General features: G+C 53.9%; 11 protein-coding genes. 6 read left to right on the top strand and 5 right to left on the bottom strand.

From position 1 onward, the window contains the following. Window positions 1-218 precede the first annotated feature (218 nt). From surE to BLP63_RS01935, 5 genes are all read right to left on the bottom strand, one after another. The gene (gene surE / locus BLP63_RS01955) at window positions 219-974 is read right to left on the bottom strand and encodes a 5'/3'-nucleotidase SurE (RefSeq protein WP_170829232.1); all 756 of its coding nucleotides are present in this window, start codon (window positions 972-974) and stop codon (window positions 219-221) included. A gap of 57 nt (window positions 975-1,031) precedes the next feature. After that, the gene (locus BLP63_RS01950) at window positions 1,032-1,472 is read right to left on the bottom strand and encodes a GNAT family N-acetyltransferase (RefSeq protein WP_092589213.1); all 441 of its coding nucleotides are present in this window, start codon (window positions 1,470-1,472) and stop codon (window positions 1,032-1,034) included. A gap of 158 nt (window positions 1,473-1,630) precedes the next feature. Continuing rightward, entirely contained in the window at window positions 1,631-2,359 is a 729-nt protein-coding gene (locus tag BLP63_RS01945; RefSeq protein WP_242870753.1) for a pseudouridine synthase, read from the bottom strand. 2 nt (window positions 2,360-2,361) lie between these two features. Next, entirely contained in the window at window positions 2,362-3,030 is a 669-nt protein-coding gene (gene scpB, locus BLP63_RS01940) for an SMC-Scp complex subunit ScpB (RefSeq protein ID WP_092589212.1), read from the bottom strand. After that, entirely contained in the window at window positions 3,030-5,192 is a 2,163-nt protein-coding gene (locus BLP63_RS01935) for a segregation/condensation protein A (RefSeq protein WP_092589211.1), read from the bottom strand. Before BLP63_RS01935 ends, scpB begins: the two co-directional genes overlap by 1 nt. A 226-nt stretch (window positions 5,193-5,418) precedes the next feature. Between BLP63_RS01935 and BLP63_RS01930 the strand changes: the two genes are divergently transcribed. From BLP63_RS01930 to BLP63_RS01905, 6 genes are all read left to right on the top strand, one after another. After that, window positions 5,419-7,200, top strand: a complete 1,782-nt coding sequence (locus tag BLP63_RS01930) for a S8 family peptidase (protein ID WP_092589210.1) — start codon at window positions 5,419-5,421, stop codon at window positions 7,198-7,200. A 322-nt stretch (window positions 7,201-7,522) separates the two neighbouring features. After that, complete coding sequence (locus BLP63_RS01925) at window positions 7,523-9,583, top strand: S8 family serine peptidase (protein WP_092589209.1); 2,061 nt, start codon at window positions 7,523-7,525, stop codon at window positions 9,581-9,583. A 494-nt stretch (window positions 9,584-10,077) separates the two neighbouring features. After that, window positions 10,078-11,418 (top strand): nucleobase:cation symporter-2 family protein, encoded by a 1,341-nt coding sequence (locus tag BLP63_RS01920; RefSeq protein WP_092589208.1) that lies wholly within the window; start codon window positions 10,078-10,080, stop codon window positions 11,416-11,418. A 292-nt stretch (window positions 11,419-11,710) separates the two neighbouring features. Beyond that, a complete protein-coding gene (locus BLP63_RS01915; protein WP_170829231.1) occupies window positions 11,711-14,251 on the top strand; it encodes an ABC transporter substrate-binding protein in 2,541 nt (846 codons plus the stop codon). After that, window positions 14,248-15,066, top strand: a complete 819-nt coding sequence (locus BLP63_RS01910) for a Na-translocating system protein MpsC family protein (RefSeq protein ID WP_092589206.1) — start codon at window positions 14,248-14,250, stop codon at window positions 15,064-15,066. Before BLP63_RS01915 ends, BLP63_RS01910 begins: the two co-directional genes overlap by 4 nt. A 226-nt stretch (window positions 15,067-15,292) precedes the next feature. Beyond that, a partial coding sequence (locus BLP63_RS01905) for a transposase family protein (protein WP_139159756.1) occupies window positions 15,293-15,502 on the top strand: 210 nt, incomplete at its 3' end.

Raw genomic sequence — 15,502 nt, 5'->3', positions numbered from 1 at the left:
GATGGTCCCCCGCCCCACATCGATCCAAACACTCAAATTTCCCAGGTGTATCAATGTATTTGGAGATTGGAGAACACCATCGTACAAAAAAAGGAAAAAAACGCGCATGAATGATAACTAATTAACAAACATTCGAGCGCGTTTTTATTCATTTGGAAATTAATTTTAAAATTCTTCTGAACCAAAACTTGCTTTTATGTTTTCCCAAGAATACTGCGTTAGTCCAGCTTAAATCTGGCGCTGTCAATCACGGGCTGCTGAAGGTCGTTGAAATTGAAACGAATGGGCGTCAGGCTGATTTGGTTCTGAGAGATGGCGTAAACGTCTGTATCAAACTGGTCCGGCGGGATCAAAAGGTCGCCGGCGATCCAGTAGTACTCCCCGCCTCTGGGACTTGTGCGGCGCTGGACGGAGTTTTGGTAGACCATTTTGCCAAGTCTGCTGTAGGTGATGCCATTATAATCGTCTGCCGGCGGAAAGTTGACATTGACGGCATTGCTGTCCCATTTGAAGGCGGCAAGCAAGGCCTCGAGGTTGTCCCGGATGAACCCCGCGGCTTTGGTGAAGCCGGAGTCGGAGCCAGAGTAGTGGGATAAGGCAAAGCTGGGAATGTCATGGAAGCTGCCTTCCAGGGCGGCGGCCACGGTGCCGGAGTAGATGACGTCGATCCCTAAATTGGGGCCATTGTTGATGCCGGAGAGGACCACGTCGAACTGGACCTCTTCAAATTTGGCCAGGCCAATCTTGACGCAGTCCGCGGGGGTGCCGTTGATGGCCCATTCCGCGGCGGTGCCGGGGTAGAGGTGGGTGCGCCGGGCGTGGACTATGTCGTGCATGGTCAGGGCGTGGCTCTTGGCACTCTGCTGGTATTCCGGCGCGGCCACGTAGACTTTATGATGGGAGACCAGGGCCTCTACCAGAGCTTTCAGGCCGGCGGCCTGGATGCCGTCGTCATTGCTGATGAAGATGTTCAAGATGGATCACTGCCTTTCGCTGCTTTCAAGTTTAAATCGGGTTAGGTATAGTATGGATTAGAGCTGAACGGGCTCTTTTTTTGCGCTGTTGCAGCCCTCGCAGCCTCTGCTGAAGAAGGGGTCGATTTCGAGGGCCAGGCGGTCTTTGCCTGACGGGTCGGCGGTGAATCCAAAATGGGACAGATAGCCCGAGATTTCTGTGTTGTGGTCCGCGTAGACCCAGCCGAAGCCACGGTTGAGCATGTAGAACATGATGGCTCTCAGGAGACCATCGGCAAACTTTTTGTTTCTGAGGGCAGGCTTCATGTACAGGTGGCGGATGTGAGGGTCGAGGACGACGAGCTCAGCGGTGACAAAGCCAAGGATATTGTCCTTTTCCCGGGCGACGACGACTTCAAGGTTCTGGGGGAAGCTCGCCTCGACCTCTATGCCCTCTTCCTGGATGAATTTCGCGAGATCTTTCAAATCGTCTTTTTCAGCGGTTCTGAGTAGCATCATGGCAATCGTGCTCCTTTTTTTGTGGATTTATGGTGTGTTGGTGCGGGACAGGGACGGACCGGACTATATAGTGTTATGAAGGGTCTTGAGGCTTCATGGTTTTCAGGCCATCCTGCCTAAACCGCGTGGTCCGTCCCTGTCCCCAACCAAACTTTGCTTTATTTCAAACGCTTCAGGGTCTCAACTTCTTCCGGCGTCAAATACCGCCAGGCTCCGGGCTTCAGACTTCCCAGCTCCAGGGGGCCTATGGACAGTCGCCGCAGCAGGCGGACCTTTGCGCCAAGGGCTTCCACCATCCTGCGGATCTGGCGATTCTTGCCCTCGTGGATGCCCAGGATGAGGCCTTTGCCCCGGGCGCGCTCCACATAGGCGGGCTGGGTGACATAATCCCTTATATCCACGCCGGTTCTGAGCCGGGATAGCTCCGGATCCGTCAGCAGCCGGTCGGTTTCGACGAAATAGCGCTTCTCGAATTCGTGGCTGGGATGGGTCAGCTGGTGGGTCAGGGCGCCGTCATCCGTCAGCAGGATCAGGCCCTCGGAGTCGTAGTCCAGGCGTCCCACGGGATAGACCCGCCGGTCGGTCTTGACCAGGTCCAGAGCCGTGGGGCGGCCAAAGTTGTCCTTGACGGAAGTGATGTAGCCCGCGGGCTTGTTCAGCAGGATATAGACGTGGGTCTCTGCTTGCCGGATGGGGCGGCCGTCAACGGTGACTGTGTCCTCCTCCGGGCTCACGGAGGTGCCGAGCTCACGGACCACCTGGCCGTTGACGCTGACCCTGCCTTCCAGGATCATGGCCTCAGCGCTGCGCCGGGAGGCCACGCCGCAGTGGGCCATGTACTTTTGGAGGCGCATTTTAGATGTATCGCTGGTATTGGTCTTGTTCATGGCTAAAGGTCCCTTTCATAGGGGATGGCGTCCGGTTCGGCTTCAGTTCCCTTTTCGCCTTCCTCAAGATCTGCCGATGGTCCCGTTTCCTCAGACCTCTCCACCGCGGCCTCTTCCGCCTCCCGGGCTTCAAGCAGGTTGATCAGCCGCTCGGCGCCGTCAAAGGTCGTCAGATCCGGCAGTTCCTCCAGGGACCTGAGCCCAAAGGTGCGCAGAAACTCATCCGTAGTGCCGTAGATCATAGGCCGGCCAATCTTTTCAAGCCGCCCCCGCTCCTCCACCAGCCCCCGCTCCAGCAGGATCTGCAGAGGCTTGTCGGATTTGACGCCCCGGGTATAATCAATTTCAGACCGCGTCACCGGCTGCTTGTAGGCTATGATGGCCAGGGCCTCCAGGGTGGCTGGAGAGAGACCCCGGGATTTGGTGGTCTTCATGACGCGCTCAATATAGTCCGCGTTTTCGGGCGCGCTGGCCATCTGGACGGCGTCGCGGATGAACAGCAGTCGCACGCCCCGCTCGCCAGTCTCGTATTCCTTCTGGAGGGCTTCCAGGAGCTCGACGGTCCAGCTTACAGGCAGGTCCAGAGCGCTGGCCAGGCGATCCACCGCTACCGGCTCGCCGCTGACAAACAGGATGGATTCAATGGCACTGCGGTAGGAACGTTCCTCCATCAGTCCGTCTCCCCTTTCGTTTGGTTTTTTTGGTTGGGGACAGTCCCCGCCTGAAGGTCAGGTGTTTGGTCGGGGACAGGCACCGCCTGAACGGTCCCCTCCTGTGGCTCATTGTCAGGGTCATACCAGTGGTCGAGGAGATTCCCCTGAACCAGGGTGTTTTCCTCTGAACGGGGTTCCCTGACCTCAATCACAATCCCGCCGAACATCTCATCCTGGACCACCCGGATGCGCTTGAGCTTGAGCATCTCAAGGAGCGCCAGGAAGGTGGTCACGACGACGTTGCGGGGAGCTCCACCTTCAAACAGGGCTTCAAAGGTTATGGAAGCGCTGGTCTTCAACCGGGCGGTGAGATCCTTGATGGCATCCTCCACGGCATAAGGCTCCCGGTGCATAGTGGAGAAAAAATGCTCCCGATGGGTGTCCGTACGATCAAGCTTTGTCAGCACCCGTCTCAGTGCTTCGGCCAAAAGGTCAATTTCCGTAGGCTCATTCAGCGCCTCCGGGTTTTCCGGCAGAACCTCGGAGAGATCCGAGGCTTCCCGGGTATAGTAGGCCCCTTCAGGCAGCTCGAGGCTGCTGAGTGCCTTGGCGGCTTCCTTGTAGCGCTTGTATTCCACCAGCTTCGTCACGAGCTCTGTTCGCGGGTCCTCCGCCACGTCCCAGGCCTCGAAAATTCCAGCTTCCCGATCCGGGAGCAGCATCATGGACTTGATTTCAAGGAGAGTCGCCGCCATGACGAGGAATTCGCCGGCAATGTCCACCCGTGCGCTTTCCATCTGGGTCAGGTATTCCAGGTATTGGGTGCACAGGGTGGCCACAGGGATGTCGTAGATGTCAATTTCATTGTCCTGGATCAGGTGCAGCAAAAGATCCATGGGGCCCTGGAAAGCGTCGAGTTTGACGGAATAGGCGTCTTTGGTATTAGGGGTCTCAACTGTGGCAGGGCTTGTAGGACCCGCGAGACTTGCGGAAGTGGCGGGATCAGTACTTGAGACTGCCGATGGTTCCTTAGAGGCCAGCTTAAGATGGCCTTGCTGCTGCGTCATATCCGCCATCAGGGCTATGCCCAGCTGCTTCGCCAAGGCCTCAGGCGCCGCTGTTGTCAGAGCCCTGGCCGCATTCTTCAGCTTGCGTGGCAGCGAGCACTGATGAAAGTGAGACGCAAAGGTCTCAGACGTCAGACAAAAATAGCCAAAGAGCAGGCTTGCCTGATCGTCACCGCAGAGGCCGGGGGCCTGGGACACGACATTAGCAAAATCAATGGCTTGCTGACGCTTGTCGCCATTAAGGCCAGCTTCGCTCTCCAGATCCAACTCAAGGTCCAAAAGGCCGTACGCCAACATAAGCTGGACGCTTTCCACCGGGTGGCCGTCAGAGAAATTAAGAAACAGCTCCCGCATGATCCGGTCATTGGTGAGAGTTTTCAGCGCGTCGTCTTTGATGGCCTTTCTCATCTGAGCTTCTGTAGCGCTCTCCGGGGTTAGACCCAGCCGCGTCATGTAGCGTACGGCACGGTAAAGCCTTGTGGGGTCGTCGTAAAAGCTTTGGCCGTGGAGCACACGCAGGCTGCCCGCTTTCAGGTCCTCGAGGCCATCCAGGGGATCGAGCCGTTCGGTCAGGATCCACCGTCCGGCGTCGCTGCAGTTCTCCGGTGGCACATAGTCCAAGAGGGTCAACCTCAGGGCCATGGCGTTAACCGTAAAGTCCCTTCGTTTCAGATCTTCTCCGATGGTCCCCAGCGCCACAACCGGCAGTCTCCCCGGCGCCTCATAGTATTCACTGCGTGCGGTGATAAGGTCAATCTCGCCGGTATCGAGAATGCCGCTTGCGGTCATAAAGCGGTCGTAATACCGCCACTCAATGTCCGGCAGGCGGTCGGAGACAGCGGTAATCTCCCCTTCAATGACCACGTCCAGATCCCGGACATTTCTTCCAAGAATCAGGTCACGCACAGCGCCCCCCACGAGATAGACGTTCAGGGCTTTATTTGGAGCTTCTTTATTATAAGCTTCCGCTGCCAGTAGAATTTTTACCAGAATGCCGTCATGCCTCAGGTTCAGGGCGTTGACTTGTTCCTCAAGGCTTTTGTCAAGGGCCTCAGATGAAAGTGAAAGCAGCGATATGGGCTTGGTATTTTGCATGATCGTTAGGTCGGTCACCGGGACCCCTCCTTCTTCAACCTAAACATTATATCAAAAACCTTTTGAGGGTCATAGGGTGACAGTGAAAATTAAATGGTTGGGGACAGGGACATACCAGATGTCCTTGTCCCCACTTGAGAGGTCCCTGTCCCCTCTTGTTATAATATTTTTTAAGGCGTCGTTGTATTCATGCATTTGAGGGTAAATATTATTTGACAAAATACGATTTTAAGGAGGGTTTGCCATGAGAAGAAACCGTCGTTTCGGTATTTTACTGCTCATTTTTATCATGCTTTGCTCCACCCTGCTGTCCGGCGCCTCTTCAACCGGTATAGCATCAGAAAAAGTCAAGGTCATCATAGCCTTCCATGAGCAACCTGGTCCGAGTGAAGAGGGCTTGATCAGAGCTTTTGGCGGTACAGTCAAGTATACATACAACATAGTTCCTGCAATTGCAGCGACAGTGCCGGCAGCGGCGCTGGAGGGGCTGAAGAGGAATCCGAGGATCAAACTGATAGAGCCTGATGGAGAAATTCATGCTTTAGCTGACGACTATCCTTGGGGTATTACCCGTGTCGGTGCTGAGGCAGTTCATTCGACACCTGGACAATTAGGTGAGGGTGTTGCTGTGGCAATCATTGACACAGGCTTAGATTATAATCATCCAGACTTAGCGGGCAACTATGCTGGTGGTTATGATTTCGTCAACAGAGATACAAATCCAATGGATGACAATGGACATGGCACCCATGTCGCAGGAACCATTGCAGCAGAGATTGACGGCGCTGGCGTTGTAGGGGTCGCGCCAAAAGCGAAAATCTTTGCGCTGAAAGTATTAAACAGAAAAGGCAGTGGCGACTTCAGCAATGTTATTGCTGCACTTGACTGGTGTCTAACTTACAATAAAGATGACAGTCACAATCTCAAAATCAGAATTACGAATAACAGCTATGGTGGATCAACCAATCCAGATATGTATGGTTATACTTTGGAAGCTGCTTTTAATAAAGCCTATATGGATGGAATTCTCCATATTGCAGCAGCAGGAAATGAAGGCGATACAACTGGAGATGAGGATACTGTGGGCTATCCTGCAAAGTATGGTTCAGTTGTAGCTGTCGCTGCGACAGATAGCAGTGACACAAGGGCTTATTTCTCCAGCACAGGCCCTATGGTAGAAATTTCAGCGCCAGGGTACGGCATTTACTCAACAGTTCTTAGAGGTGGATATGCGACTTACAGTGGTACTTCCATGGCCTCCCCTCACGTCGCGGGAGTTGCGGCTTTGGTGATGGCGTCTGATTCAACCTTAAGCAATACTCAAGTTCGCGCGAGACTCAATGAGACCGCCCTGGATCTTGGTACTGCCGGAAGAGACACTTGGTACGGGTATGGTCTTGTCGACGCGAAAAAAGCTGTTGGTACTTTAACGCCGCCTATAACAAATGAGGCGCCTGTAGTTCAGATAACAAGTCCAGAGAATGGAGCAAACTTTGATGATGACACCACTATTAGTTTTATTGGAAGTGTCACAGACGACAAAGACACAGATCTAACGAGCACATTGATTTGGACTTCAGACTTACAGGGCAAACTACACGAAGGTAGCGCATTCTCTACTGTTCTTAACCCAGGTACACATGAAATAACAGCAAGTGTTGTGGATTCTGGTGGTTTAACAGGCAGTGATGTCATCAATGTTATAGTTAATGAAAATACTGCTCCTGGGAGCACGATCACAGTTTCAAGCCTCGAAGGGACAGCCTCCACCGTCAACAAAAACTTCTGGAAAGCCACGGTGACGGCCACTGTTAATCCTACCCTCTCTGGTGCGGTTATGACCGGCACTTGGAGCAACGGCCTTTCTGCATCAGGAACAACAGATTCAAGTGGAAAAGTCGCCATTTCTTCTGGTAACTTGAGCACGAAGTCATTGGATGCCGTGACCTTTACAGTCACCAATGTTGCATTATCAGGTTACACTTATGTCCCTGGTGAAACTTATATCGAAGTAACCAAACCATAAACGGTAATCTAAGTTGATCAAAAATATCAATAAACTTGTCCCCCAAAGCTGCCGTGCCCATTCCGGCAGCTTTTTACGTGGGATGAAAAATTATTATTTGGAAAACATCCATTTCAAAAGTATGGCGTGTGTTGGGTACAAGTGACCATCGGCAAAAACAAAAAACAACGGGGTCTGACCCTATATACCCTGTTACCTGTTTGATGGTCACCCGCATAACAACATAAAACAATTATGTAAACCACGACAAATTTCGACACATCCACCCCTTTCAGGGTATAAATATACGGGGACAATTTTAAATATTCAAGAGGTGATCCAAATGAAAACAAAGTCAATTTTTAGCGTTTACATGGCCCTGCTGCTGAGCTTGATCCTTGTCCTCACCTCCCTGCTGTCCGGCGCTTCCTATGCGTCTGGGGCAGCGCCAGCATCGGCATTTGACAAGGAAAAAGCGGCGGTGCTCATCGCGTTCCACGAGCAGCCCGGCAGGTCTGAGGAAGCACTGATCCGCGCTCTCGGCGGCGAGGTCCGCCACACCTACCACCTCGTACCGGCCATGGCAGCGACCCTGCCGCAAGCGGCCCTCGACGGATTGCGACACAACCCCAAAGTCGCCCTGATCGAGCCTGACCTCACCGTCCATGCCCTCGAAGACACCTATCCGTGGGGCATCACCCGCATTGGCGCCGACCTGGTGCACCAGCAGGGCAACACCGGAGACGGCATTAAGGTCGGGATCATTGACACCGGCCTTGACAAAACCCACCCTGACCTTGCCGGCAAATATGCCGGGGGCTACGACTTCGTCAACAACGACGCCGACCCTATGGACGACCATGGCCATGGCACCCATGTCGCGGGCACCATCGCGGCAGTCATGAATGATGCTGGCCTCATAGGCGCAGCGCCGGACGTCTCCCTCTACGCGCTCAAAGTCCTGGGTGCCGATGGTTCCGGGGCCCTCAGCGGCATCATAGCGGCCGTCGAGTGGTGTGTCGACAACGACATTCAAATTACCAACAACAGCTATGGCATCCTGACGGATCCGGGCGCGACCTTCAAAGCTGCTTTCGACGCGGCCTACGCAGATGGCGTGCTCCAGATCGCGGCCGCAGGCAACGACCGTTCCAAATGGTACACCATCTTTTTCTCTGACATTGTCAGCTACCCGGCCTGGTATGCGTCCGTGGTTGCAGTAGCGGCAACGGACAGCGCCAATAAAGTCGCTTCGTTTTCAAGCTTTGGTCCATCTGTTGAGCTCTCCGCGCCTGGGGTCAGCATTGAGTCCACCATTCCGGGGGGCGCATACGCGACCTGGAGCGGCACCTCCATGGCGACACCACATGTGGTGGGCGCGGCGGCCCTGGTTATGAAATCAGGGGTTGCGAGCGCTGCTGCTGTACGTGAACGTCTTCAAATCACAGCGGATGACCTTGGCCCGGTTGGCCGCGACCGCGATTATGGCTTTGGCCTGGTGGATGCGGATGAAGCGGCGCTCAGTACGACGCCTGACAATGTGGCGCCTTCAGTTAGTATTGCTTCACCTGTGGATGGTGCGGTTTATACTGTTGGGGATTCAATTACCTTCACTGCTACCGCATCGGACCCTGAAGACGGGGATCTCACAGGCGCTATTGCCTGGAGCTCCAACCGGGATGGCGCTCTTGGGACTGGCGGATCCTTTAGCCTCACCACATTGTCTGTAGGAACCCACGAGATCGTGGCAACGGTGACCGACTCAGGAGGACTGACGGGGTCAGACCTGGTCGGCATGACAGTAAAATCATCAACAGCGGTCAATACACCGCCTGTGGTCACCATCAGTTCTCCATCTGACGGCTATATTTTCAATACCTCAGACACCATTGCTTTCAGAGCCACCGCCTTGGATGCGGAGGATGGAGATTTGACGGATGCCATTACCTGGTCGATCTCGGATGGCACCAACACCAATTACTATTTTGGCCCTTCATGGGATTTAACTTTGCCAGTGGGCTATTACACCGGCATCGCGACAGTTTCAGATTCTGAAGTCGAGGTCGGTTTCAGCATGGTTCAATTTGAAGTTGAGGAAGCTATAGTAGCCACCATCAGCGTCAGCTCAATTACCTATCAAGAAGTACCCGCCCGCGCCAATAAAATAAACCTTGAGATTACAGTCCAGCTTGACGCCGTTGTTTCGAATACCTCCGTTTCGTGCGTTGTAACCCGGGACGGGAAAACGGTGCTGACTGCAACCAAGGTCGCAAGTGATGGTAAAACGGTCTTTACGCTGAATAACATCAAGGCGGGAACCTATGTCACCCAAATCACCAACGTCACTGCAGCGGGCTATGAATGGGATGGCAAAACGCCTGCGAATCAACATGTTTTTCCATAAAATCAGTTTGGTGCAGAAAATTCATTTGTAAGTTTTCGCCACAAAAGAGGGAAATGGAGGTAAGCTGCCCACTTCCCTCTTTTGTGGTGTTTGGTTGGGGACAGGGGACCATCGGCAAAAGCTTTTAAACATTTTGTATAAAAATCACTTTGGCAGACACGTTTATTATCCTGTCTTTTTGTGGAATTTTACAAATTGTCAGACGTTTATTTTTGTGATAGATTTGTAACCAGCAGCGAGAGTAAGGCCTGCACGCAGTTTGGAAGCCCCTGGGTTCGCCGGACTGACGGTTCTTGAAGGCGCTGCGCGAAGCACATAGTTACAATTTCATAAGTTGTAGGCAATCGTGGAGATGAATAACATTCAAGCTTCATCAGGCCGACATTCAGAGGTTAAGTGGACCTCTGTTTGTCGGCCTTTTTATTTTCCACGAGGAAGGATTCATCCGTTTTTATTCTGCGTCGGCACTCACCTGTTTTGGAGGAGGAAAAAGCATGAAAGTCAGAGAAACATCTGAAATCCTGTACAAGATTAACGACAAGCCACCTATGCACATGAGTATTGTCCTTGCGTTCCAGCACATTCTGGCGGCCTTTGGCGGGATCGTGGCGGTGCCGCTGGTCATTTCGGGGGTGCTCGGGGTGAACACGGCGGATACGGCGTATCTGGTCAGCGCGGCCATCTTTATGGCGGGGGTAACGACGTTTATACAGGCCCGGGGCATCTGGAAGATTGGTGCGAAGCTGCCGTGCGTAATGGGGACGGACTTTACGTTTGTGGGGCCATCCATTGCCGTAGGCTCTATGCTGGGGCTGCCGGGGATCTTTGGGGCGACGGTGCTCGGGTCGTTTATTGAGATTGTCCTCAGCCGCTTCATCAAGCCCCTTCGAAAGTTCTTTCCGCCGATTGTCACAGGTACCGTCGTCGCGCTGATCGGTCTGACGCTGCTGCCGGTCGCCATTGACTGGGCGGCGGGCGGTTATGGCGCGGCGGATTACGGCAGTGTCATGAACATTTCCATTGCCATGGCGGTTCTGATTGTCACGGTGCTGCTTAACAGATATGGCAAGGGCTTTGTGAGCTCGGCGTCGGTCATTATTGGCCTGGTCTTTGGCTATATCATTTGTTGGCCGCTGGGGCTGCTGAATATGCAGGCGGTGGCAGATGCTTCCATCCTGTCGATTCCAACACCGCTCAAGTTTGGGATTACGTTCAGCATGGCGGCGGTGATTCCGTTTATTACGGCGTATCTGGTTACGACCATTGAGACGGTGGGCTGTCTGATGGCAGTGGGTGAAGCTGCGGAGCAGCCGCTCTCGGATGAGGACCTTTCTGCGGGTATTCTGGCGGATGGCGTTGGCAGCTTCCTGGCGGGCTTCTTCAACGCAGGACCGAACACGTCGTTCAGCCAAAACGTTGGACTTATCCCAATGACTAAAGTCGCCAGCCGTCACGTGGTTTCGCTGGCAGGGATCATTCTGGTGCTGCTGGGGATCTTCCCTAAAGTTGGGGCGTTGATCGCGATCATTCCGAACCCGGTACTTGGCGGAGCGGGAATCATCATGTTTGGCATGGTGGCATCTGCTGGCATCAAGACGCTGAAGGATGTGCCGCTCAACAACAGAAACATGATTATTATTGCGGTTTCCATAGGGATTGGTCTTGGGGTGACGGTGCGGCCGGAGTTCCTGAGCCAGCTGCCGGATTTCGTTAAGAGCCTGTTTTCTTCCGGGATCAGCGCGGGTACGATTACTGCCCTGCTGCTGAATGTGTTCCTCAAGGAAGAGGTTGAGGAAGTGGACGGCGAGAATTATACGCCTCAGGAGGTTGCGTAGAGCGCGGAGTATTGGCAGAGTGATGCATTAGAGTTGACAGACGTCCGAAGAACCGGTTGCGGGACAGCAGCGGGTTCTTTGGGCGTTTTTGGAATTTGGTGAATTATTGGGTTGTTGACAGCGTCATCGTTATGTGAAGTCATAACATTGTTCAGGGGGGCGGAGTATGGTAGAATTTTTGAAGGGTGTTTGGTTGGGGACAGGGACTTGTGGTGCGGCCCAGTCCCGCACCACAAGTCCCTGTCCCCAACCACGCGTCCCAGTATTCTTCTCTTTAGAAAGGAACGCCATTATGATGAGGTTTCAACATAAATTTAGAGCTTTAATCAACCTTTTAATAGCATTAAGTGTGGCATTTGCTTCAGCGCACCTTCCAACCTTCGCTGCCGCAACCCCTGCTGAAAAGCCTCAAGCCCCTGCCACCGGTCTTTCCGAGCTGGTCCTCCAGCTGCGCTGGGACCACCAGTTCCAGTTCGCCGGCTATTACGCTGCCCAGTGGATGGGCTACTATGAAGAGGAAGGTTTTACCGTCGACATCCGGCCTGCTTTCACAGAGGATGAAAGTGAGATCCTTGACGCGGCGCTGGAGGTCCAGGAAGGCCGCGCGGACTTTGGCGTTGGCGCCGCGAACCTCATGATTGCCCAGGACGCCGGCATGGATCTGATTCTCGTGGCCTCCATCTTTCAGCGCAGCGCTGTAGAATACTGCACCCTGCTGGAAGACCGGGGCAACACCGTGTTTGACCTGTCTCAGCTCCACATTGCACGCAGACCGGGAGACCTGCTGGACTTGGAGCTACAGGCCCTCTTCGCCAGTGAAGGCATCACACCCTTTGCTACTCGAACGACAGACATCACAAGGGATTTCACCCTGGAGGATTTGATCCGCGGCGACTTTGACGTCGTTCCGGATTTTCTCGGCCAGATCCCTTACGCCGCTTCAAAAGCGGGCATACCTGTCAAAGTCATCCGTCCGGCGGAGCACGGCATTGACTTCTATGGGGATACCCTGATTACTTCAGCAAAGCTCGCAAACGCCAACCCGGAGCTGGTGGAGCGGTTCAGGCGGGCCAGCATCAAGGGCTGGACCTATGCCCTGGAGCATCCCATGGAGATTTCGGAGCTCATCGTGGAGCGCCTCAAACTTCCGGAGGCTGTCCCGGAAACTGCCCCTGAAATGCAAGCCCTCAAAGACTTCAACGCTTATCAGGCCACCAAAGTCCTGGAGCTCACCCACTACCCTATTGTCGAGATGGGCAACATCAACCCCTTCCGCTGGATCAAGATGGCGGAGGCTATGAAAAGCCTCGGTATGATCGAAGAAGTGCCAGACTTGAACGCCATGATTTTTGATTATGACCAGATCAAGGTGACTCAGCTCGAAACAACCCGCAAGAATCTGGCGATTGCCTTCGCCATTCTCACAGGGTTTTTGACGCTCTTTTTCCTAGTGTACCTTAAACGCCGCAACGGCCTCCTCGTCAAGGAAATCTCAGACCGCCAGCTCGCCGAGCACAAGCTGGTCCTCAGCAACGCCCGCTACGAGACTATCTTCCGCAGCTCCGTATTAGGCATCACCGTGACGGATGCAAATGGCCGCATCCGCCATGTCAATGACGCCTGGTGCAGTATGACCGGTTACACCGCTGATAAACTCTGCGAAATGAATATCAACCAGCTTATTGCACCGGAAAGCAGGGAAATTGACGCCGAACAGCACCGGGATCTGATGGCGGGGCGAATCACCAGCTATTCTGTGGAGAAGAAATATCTTCGGAAGTCTGCTGGGGGTTGGGGTGATGGGACCATTGGCAATGGCGGTAATGGGGGTCAGACCCGCAGCGACAAAGGGGGTCAGACCCCAACCGAAAGCTCAGCCAAAGCCCCGGCCTCAAATACCACCACCTCAAACGCCACCGCTCCCAAGGACCACTTCTACGGCCGCATGGTCCTCACCCGCATCTGGGACTCTGGCTCAGACACTATGCTCAACATGAGCATGGTCACGGACATCACCCGGGAAGTCGAGGACGCGGCAGCGCTGCGGCGGGCAGAGACGCTGATCCGCTATCAAGGCCGCATGGCGGCTATGGGCGAAATGATTGGCAGCATTGCCCACCAGTGGCGTCAACCCCTGCACACCCTCAAGCTGGTTTTGATGAATCTCCGCGATCCTGGCAACGAACCGGACTACATTGAAGCCAGCTACCAAAAGGCCAGCGCCCTGATCCGGCGGATGTCGGAGACCATAGACGACTTCAGGTATTTCTCAAGTCCCAGGACCGAGCCCCGCGCCTTTACGGTGGCAGAGTCCGTTCGGCTGGTTCTCGGGCTGGTGGATGAGCAGCTGCGGGTGTCCGGGATTACCCTTGAAACCGAGAATCTGGAGCTTTTGCCTATAATTGGCTTCGACAACCAATTCTCCCACGTCCTCTTCAATCTGATCTCCAACGCGATAGACGCCCTGAAGCAGAACCCACCAGGGTTAGCCCGGGCGATCCATATCGCCGGGCAGCAAACCGAGAACGCGCTTTATATACGCGTTGCAGACACCGGCCCCGGAATATCAGCCAAGGACGCGGACCAAATTTTCGAAATGTATTATACAACCAAAGCAGCCCATGGCGGTACGGGACTGGGCCTGCCTATGGCACGCTCAATCATTGAGTCCACGTTTGGCGGCCGCCTGACGCTGATCTCAGCTGAAACCGCTAAACCGGCTGAGTTGGCTGGTTCGCCGCAAAAATCAACGGAAGACTCTCTCGCCACGACGTGGCGCACAGTATTTGAGATCGAACTCCCATTAACCCGAAAGGCAGGCGCTGCGTCGTGAATGTCGAAACTAACGTGAAGGCCGTAAATAACGTGAATAACGCGAATAGCGAAAGGCTCCTCAACACCCTGCGCCTCCTCTATGTGGAGGATGATCACGAAGCCCTCGAGGAGCTGGCCCATTTTCTGAAGAAACGCGTCGCTTCCCTTGCGGTGGCGTCAAACGGCCTCGAAGCTCTGGATCACTGTAAACACCAGACCTTTGACGCGATCCTCTGCGACCTGTGGATGCCCAAAATGGATGGCTTTACGTTCATTCAAACCCTCCGGGAATCAGGCATTCAGACCCCGGTTATCATCACCTCCGCGTTTTCCGACCTGGACACCATTTTGAAGGCTATTGACCTTGGCATTGTAAAATACTGCGTCAAGCCCATTGAAGCGGACGAGCTCCTGGACAGCCTCACCCGCATTGCCCTGGATAAGCTCACCGCCTCCGGCGAGGTGGCCTTGACCGGCGGCCGCCTGATGGACCGTCAGCAGCGCCTGGAAGCGGAAAAAGCCCTCAAGAGCGGCTTTGCCCACCTGCTCAAGTCCCTGACCGGAAAAGGCCCCAGGGAGGTGCACGTCTCCCTTGGCACCGGCGACGTCGAAATCTGGGCCACGGACGTCCAGTCCCCTATTGAAACGTCCCTCCGCGGCCTCGCAGAGCATGCCGGCATGGTCCCCTACCTTCGAAAATCCCTCTACACCGGCTACAAACAGCGCTTTGAAGCCCTCTTAAAAGACCATTTGGATGCCGATGGTTCCCTCACCGACATCCGCATCATGGCAGACGAAAACACCGACTGGCTGGTTTTCAAGCTTCAAAAATAAAGACTGCGGTCGGGGACAGGGCCGGCCCAAAAATCACCCTCAAAACCCCAGTCCAAGCCGCCGCCCCTGTCCCCCCACCCATTTAAAAAAGGGCTCTATAATAAATGTTGGGGTGGGTGATTCCTCCCCAGCATTATTTTTTTCAAAAAAATAATGCACTTATATCTTTTGCTCCTTAAAATGTTAGTTGACTAGACAAACATTAAAGAAAGGGGCTTGGATATAAGTGCATCCTCATTCTACCAGTAAACTCTTAGATTTGAAAGATTGTATTATCAACAAAATCGACCATTCTGATTCTTTTATAAGAATTACAATCTCAACCAAGGCCAAGGAGGCTCACTGCCCGGCTTGTGGCAAATTGACTTCAAAGATTCACGACTATCGACATCAAACAATTAAAGACCTCCCCTTGATGTCTAAAAAGACATTGCTG

This window comes from Acidaminobacter hydrogenoformans DSM 2784 (assembly GCF_900103005.1).
Classification (GTDB): domain Bacteria; phylum Bacillota; class Clostridia; order Peptostreptococcales; family Acidaminobacteraceae; genus Acidaminobacter; species Acidaminobacter hydrogenoformans.
Note: the sequence above shows the minus strand (reverse complement) of the source record. Positions and strands in the feature narration are given on the sequence as shown.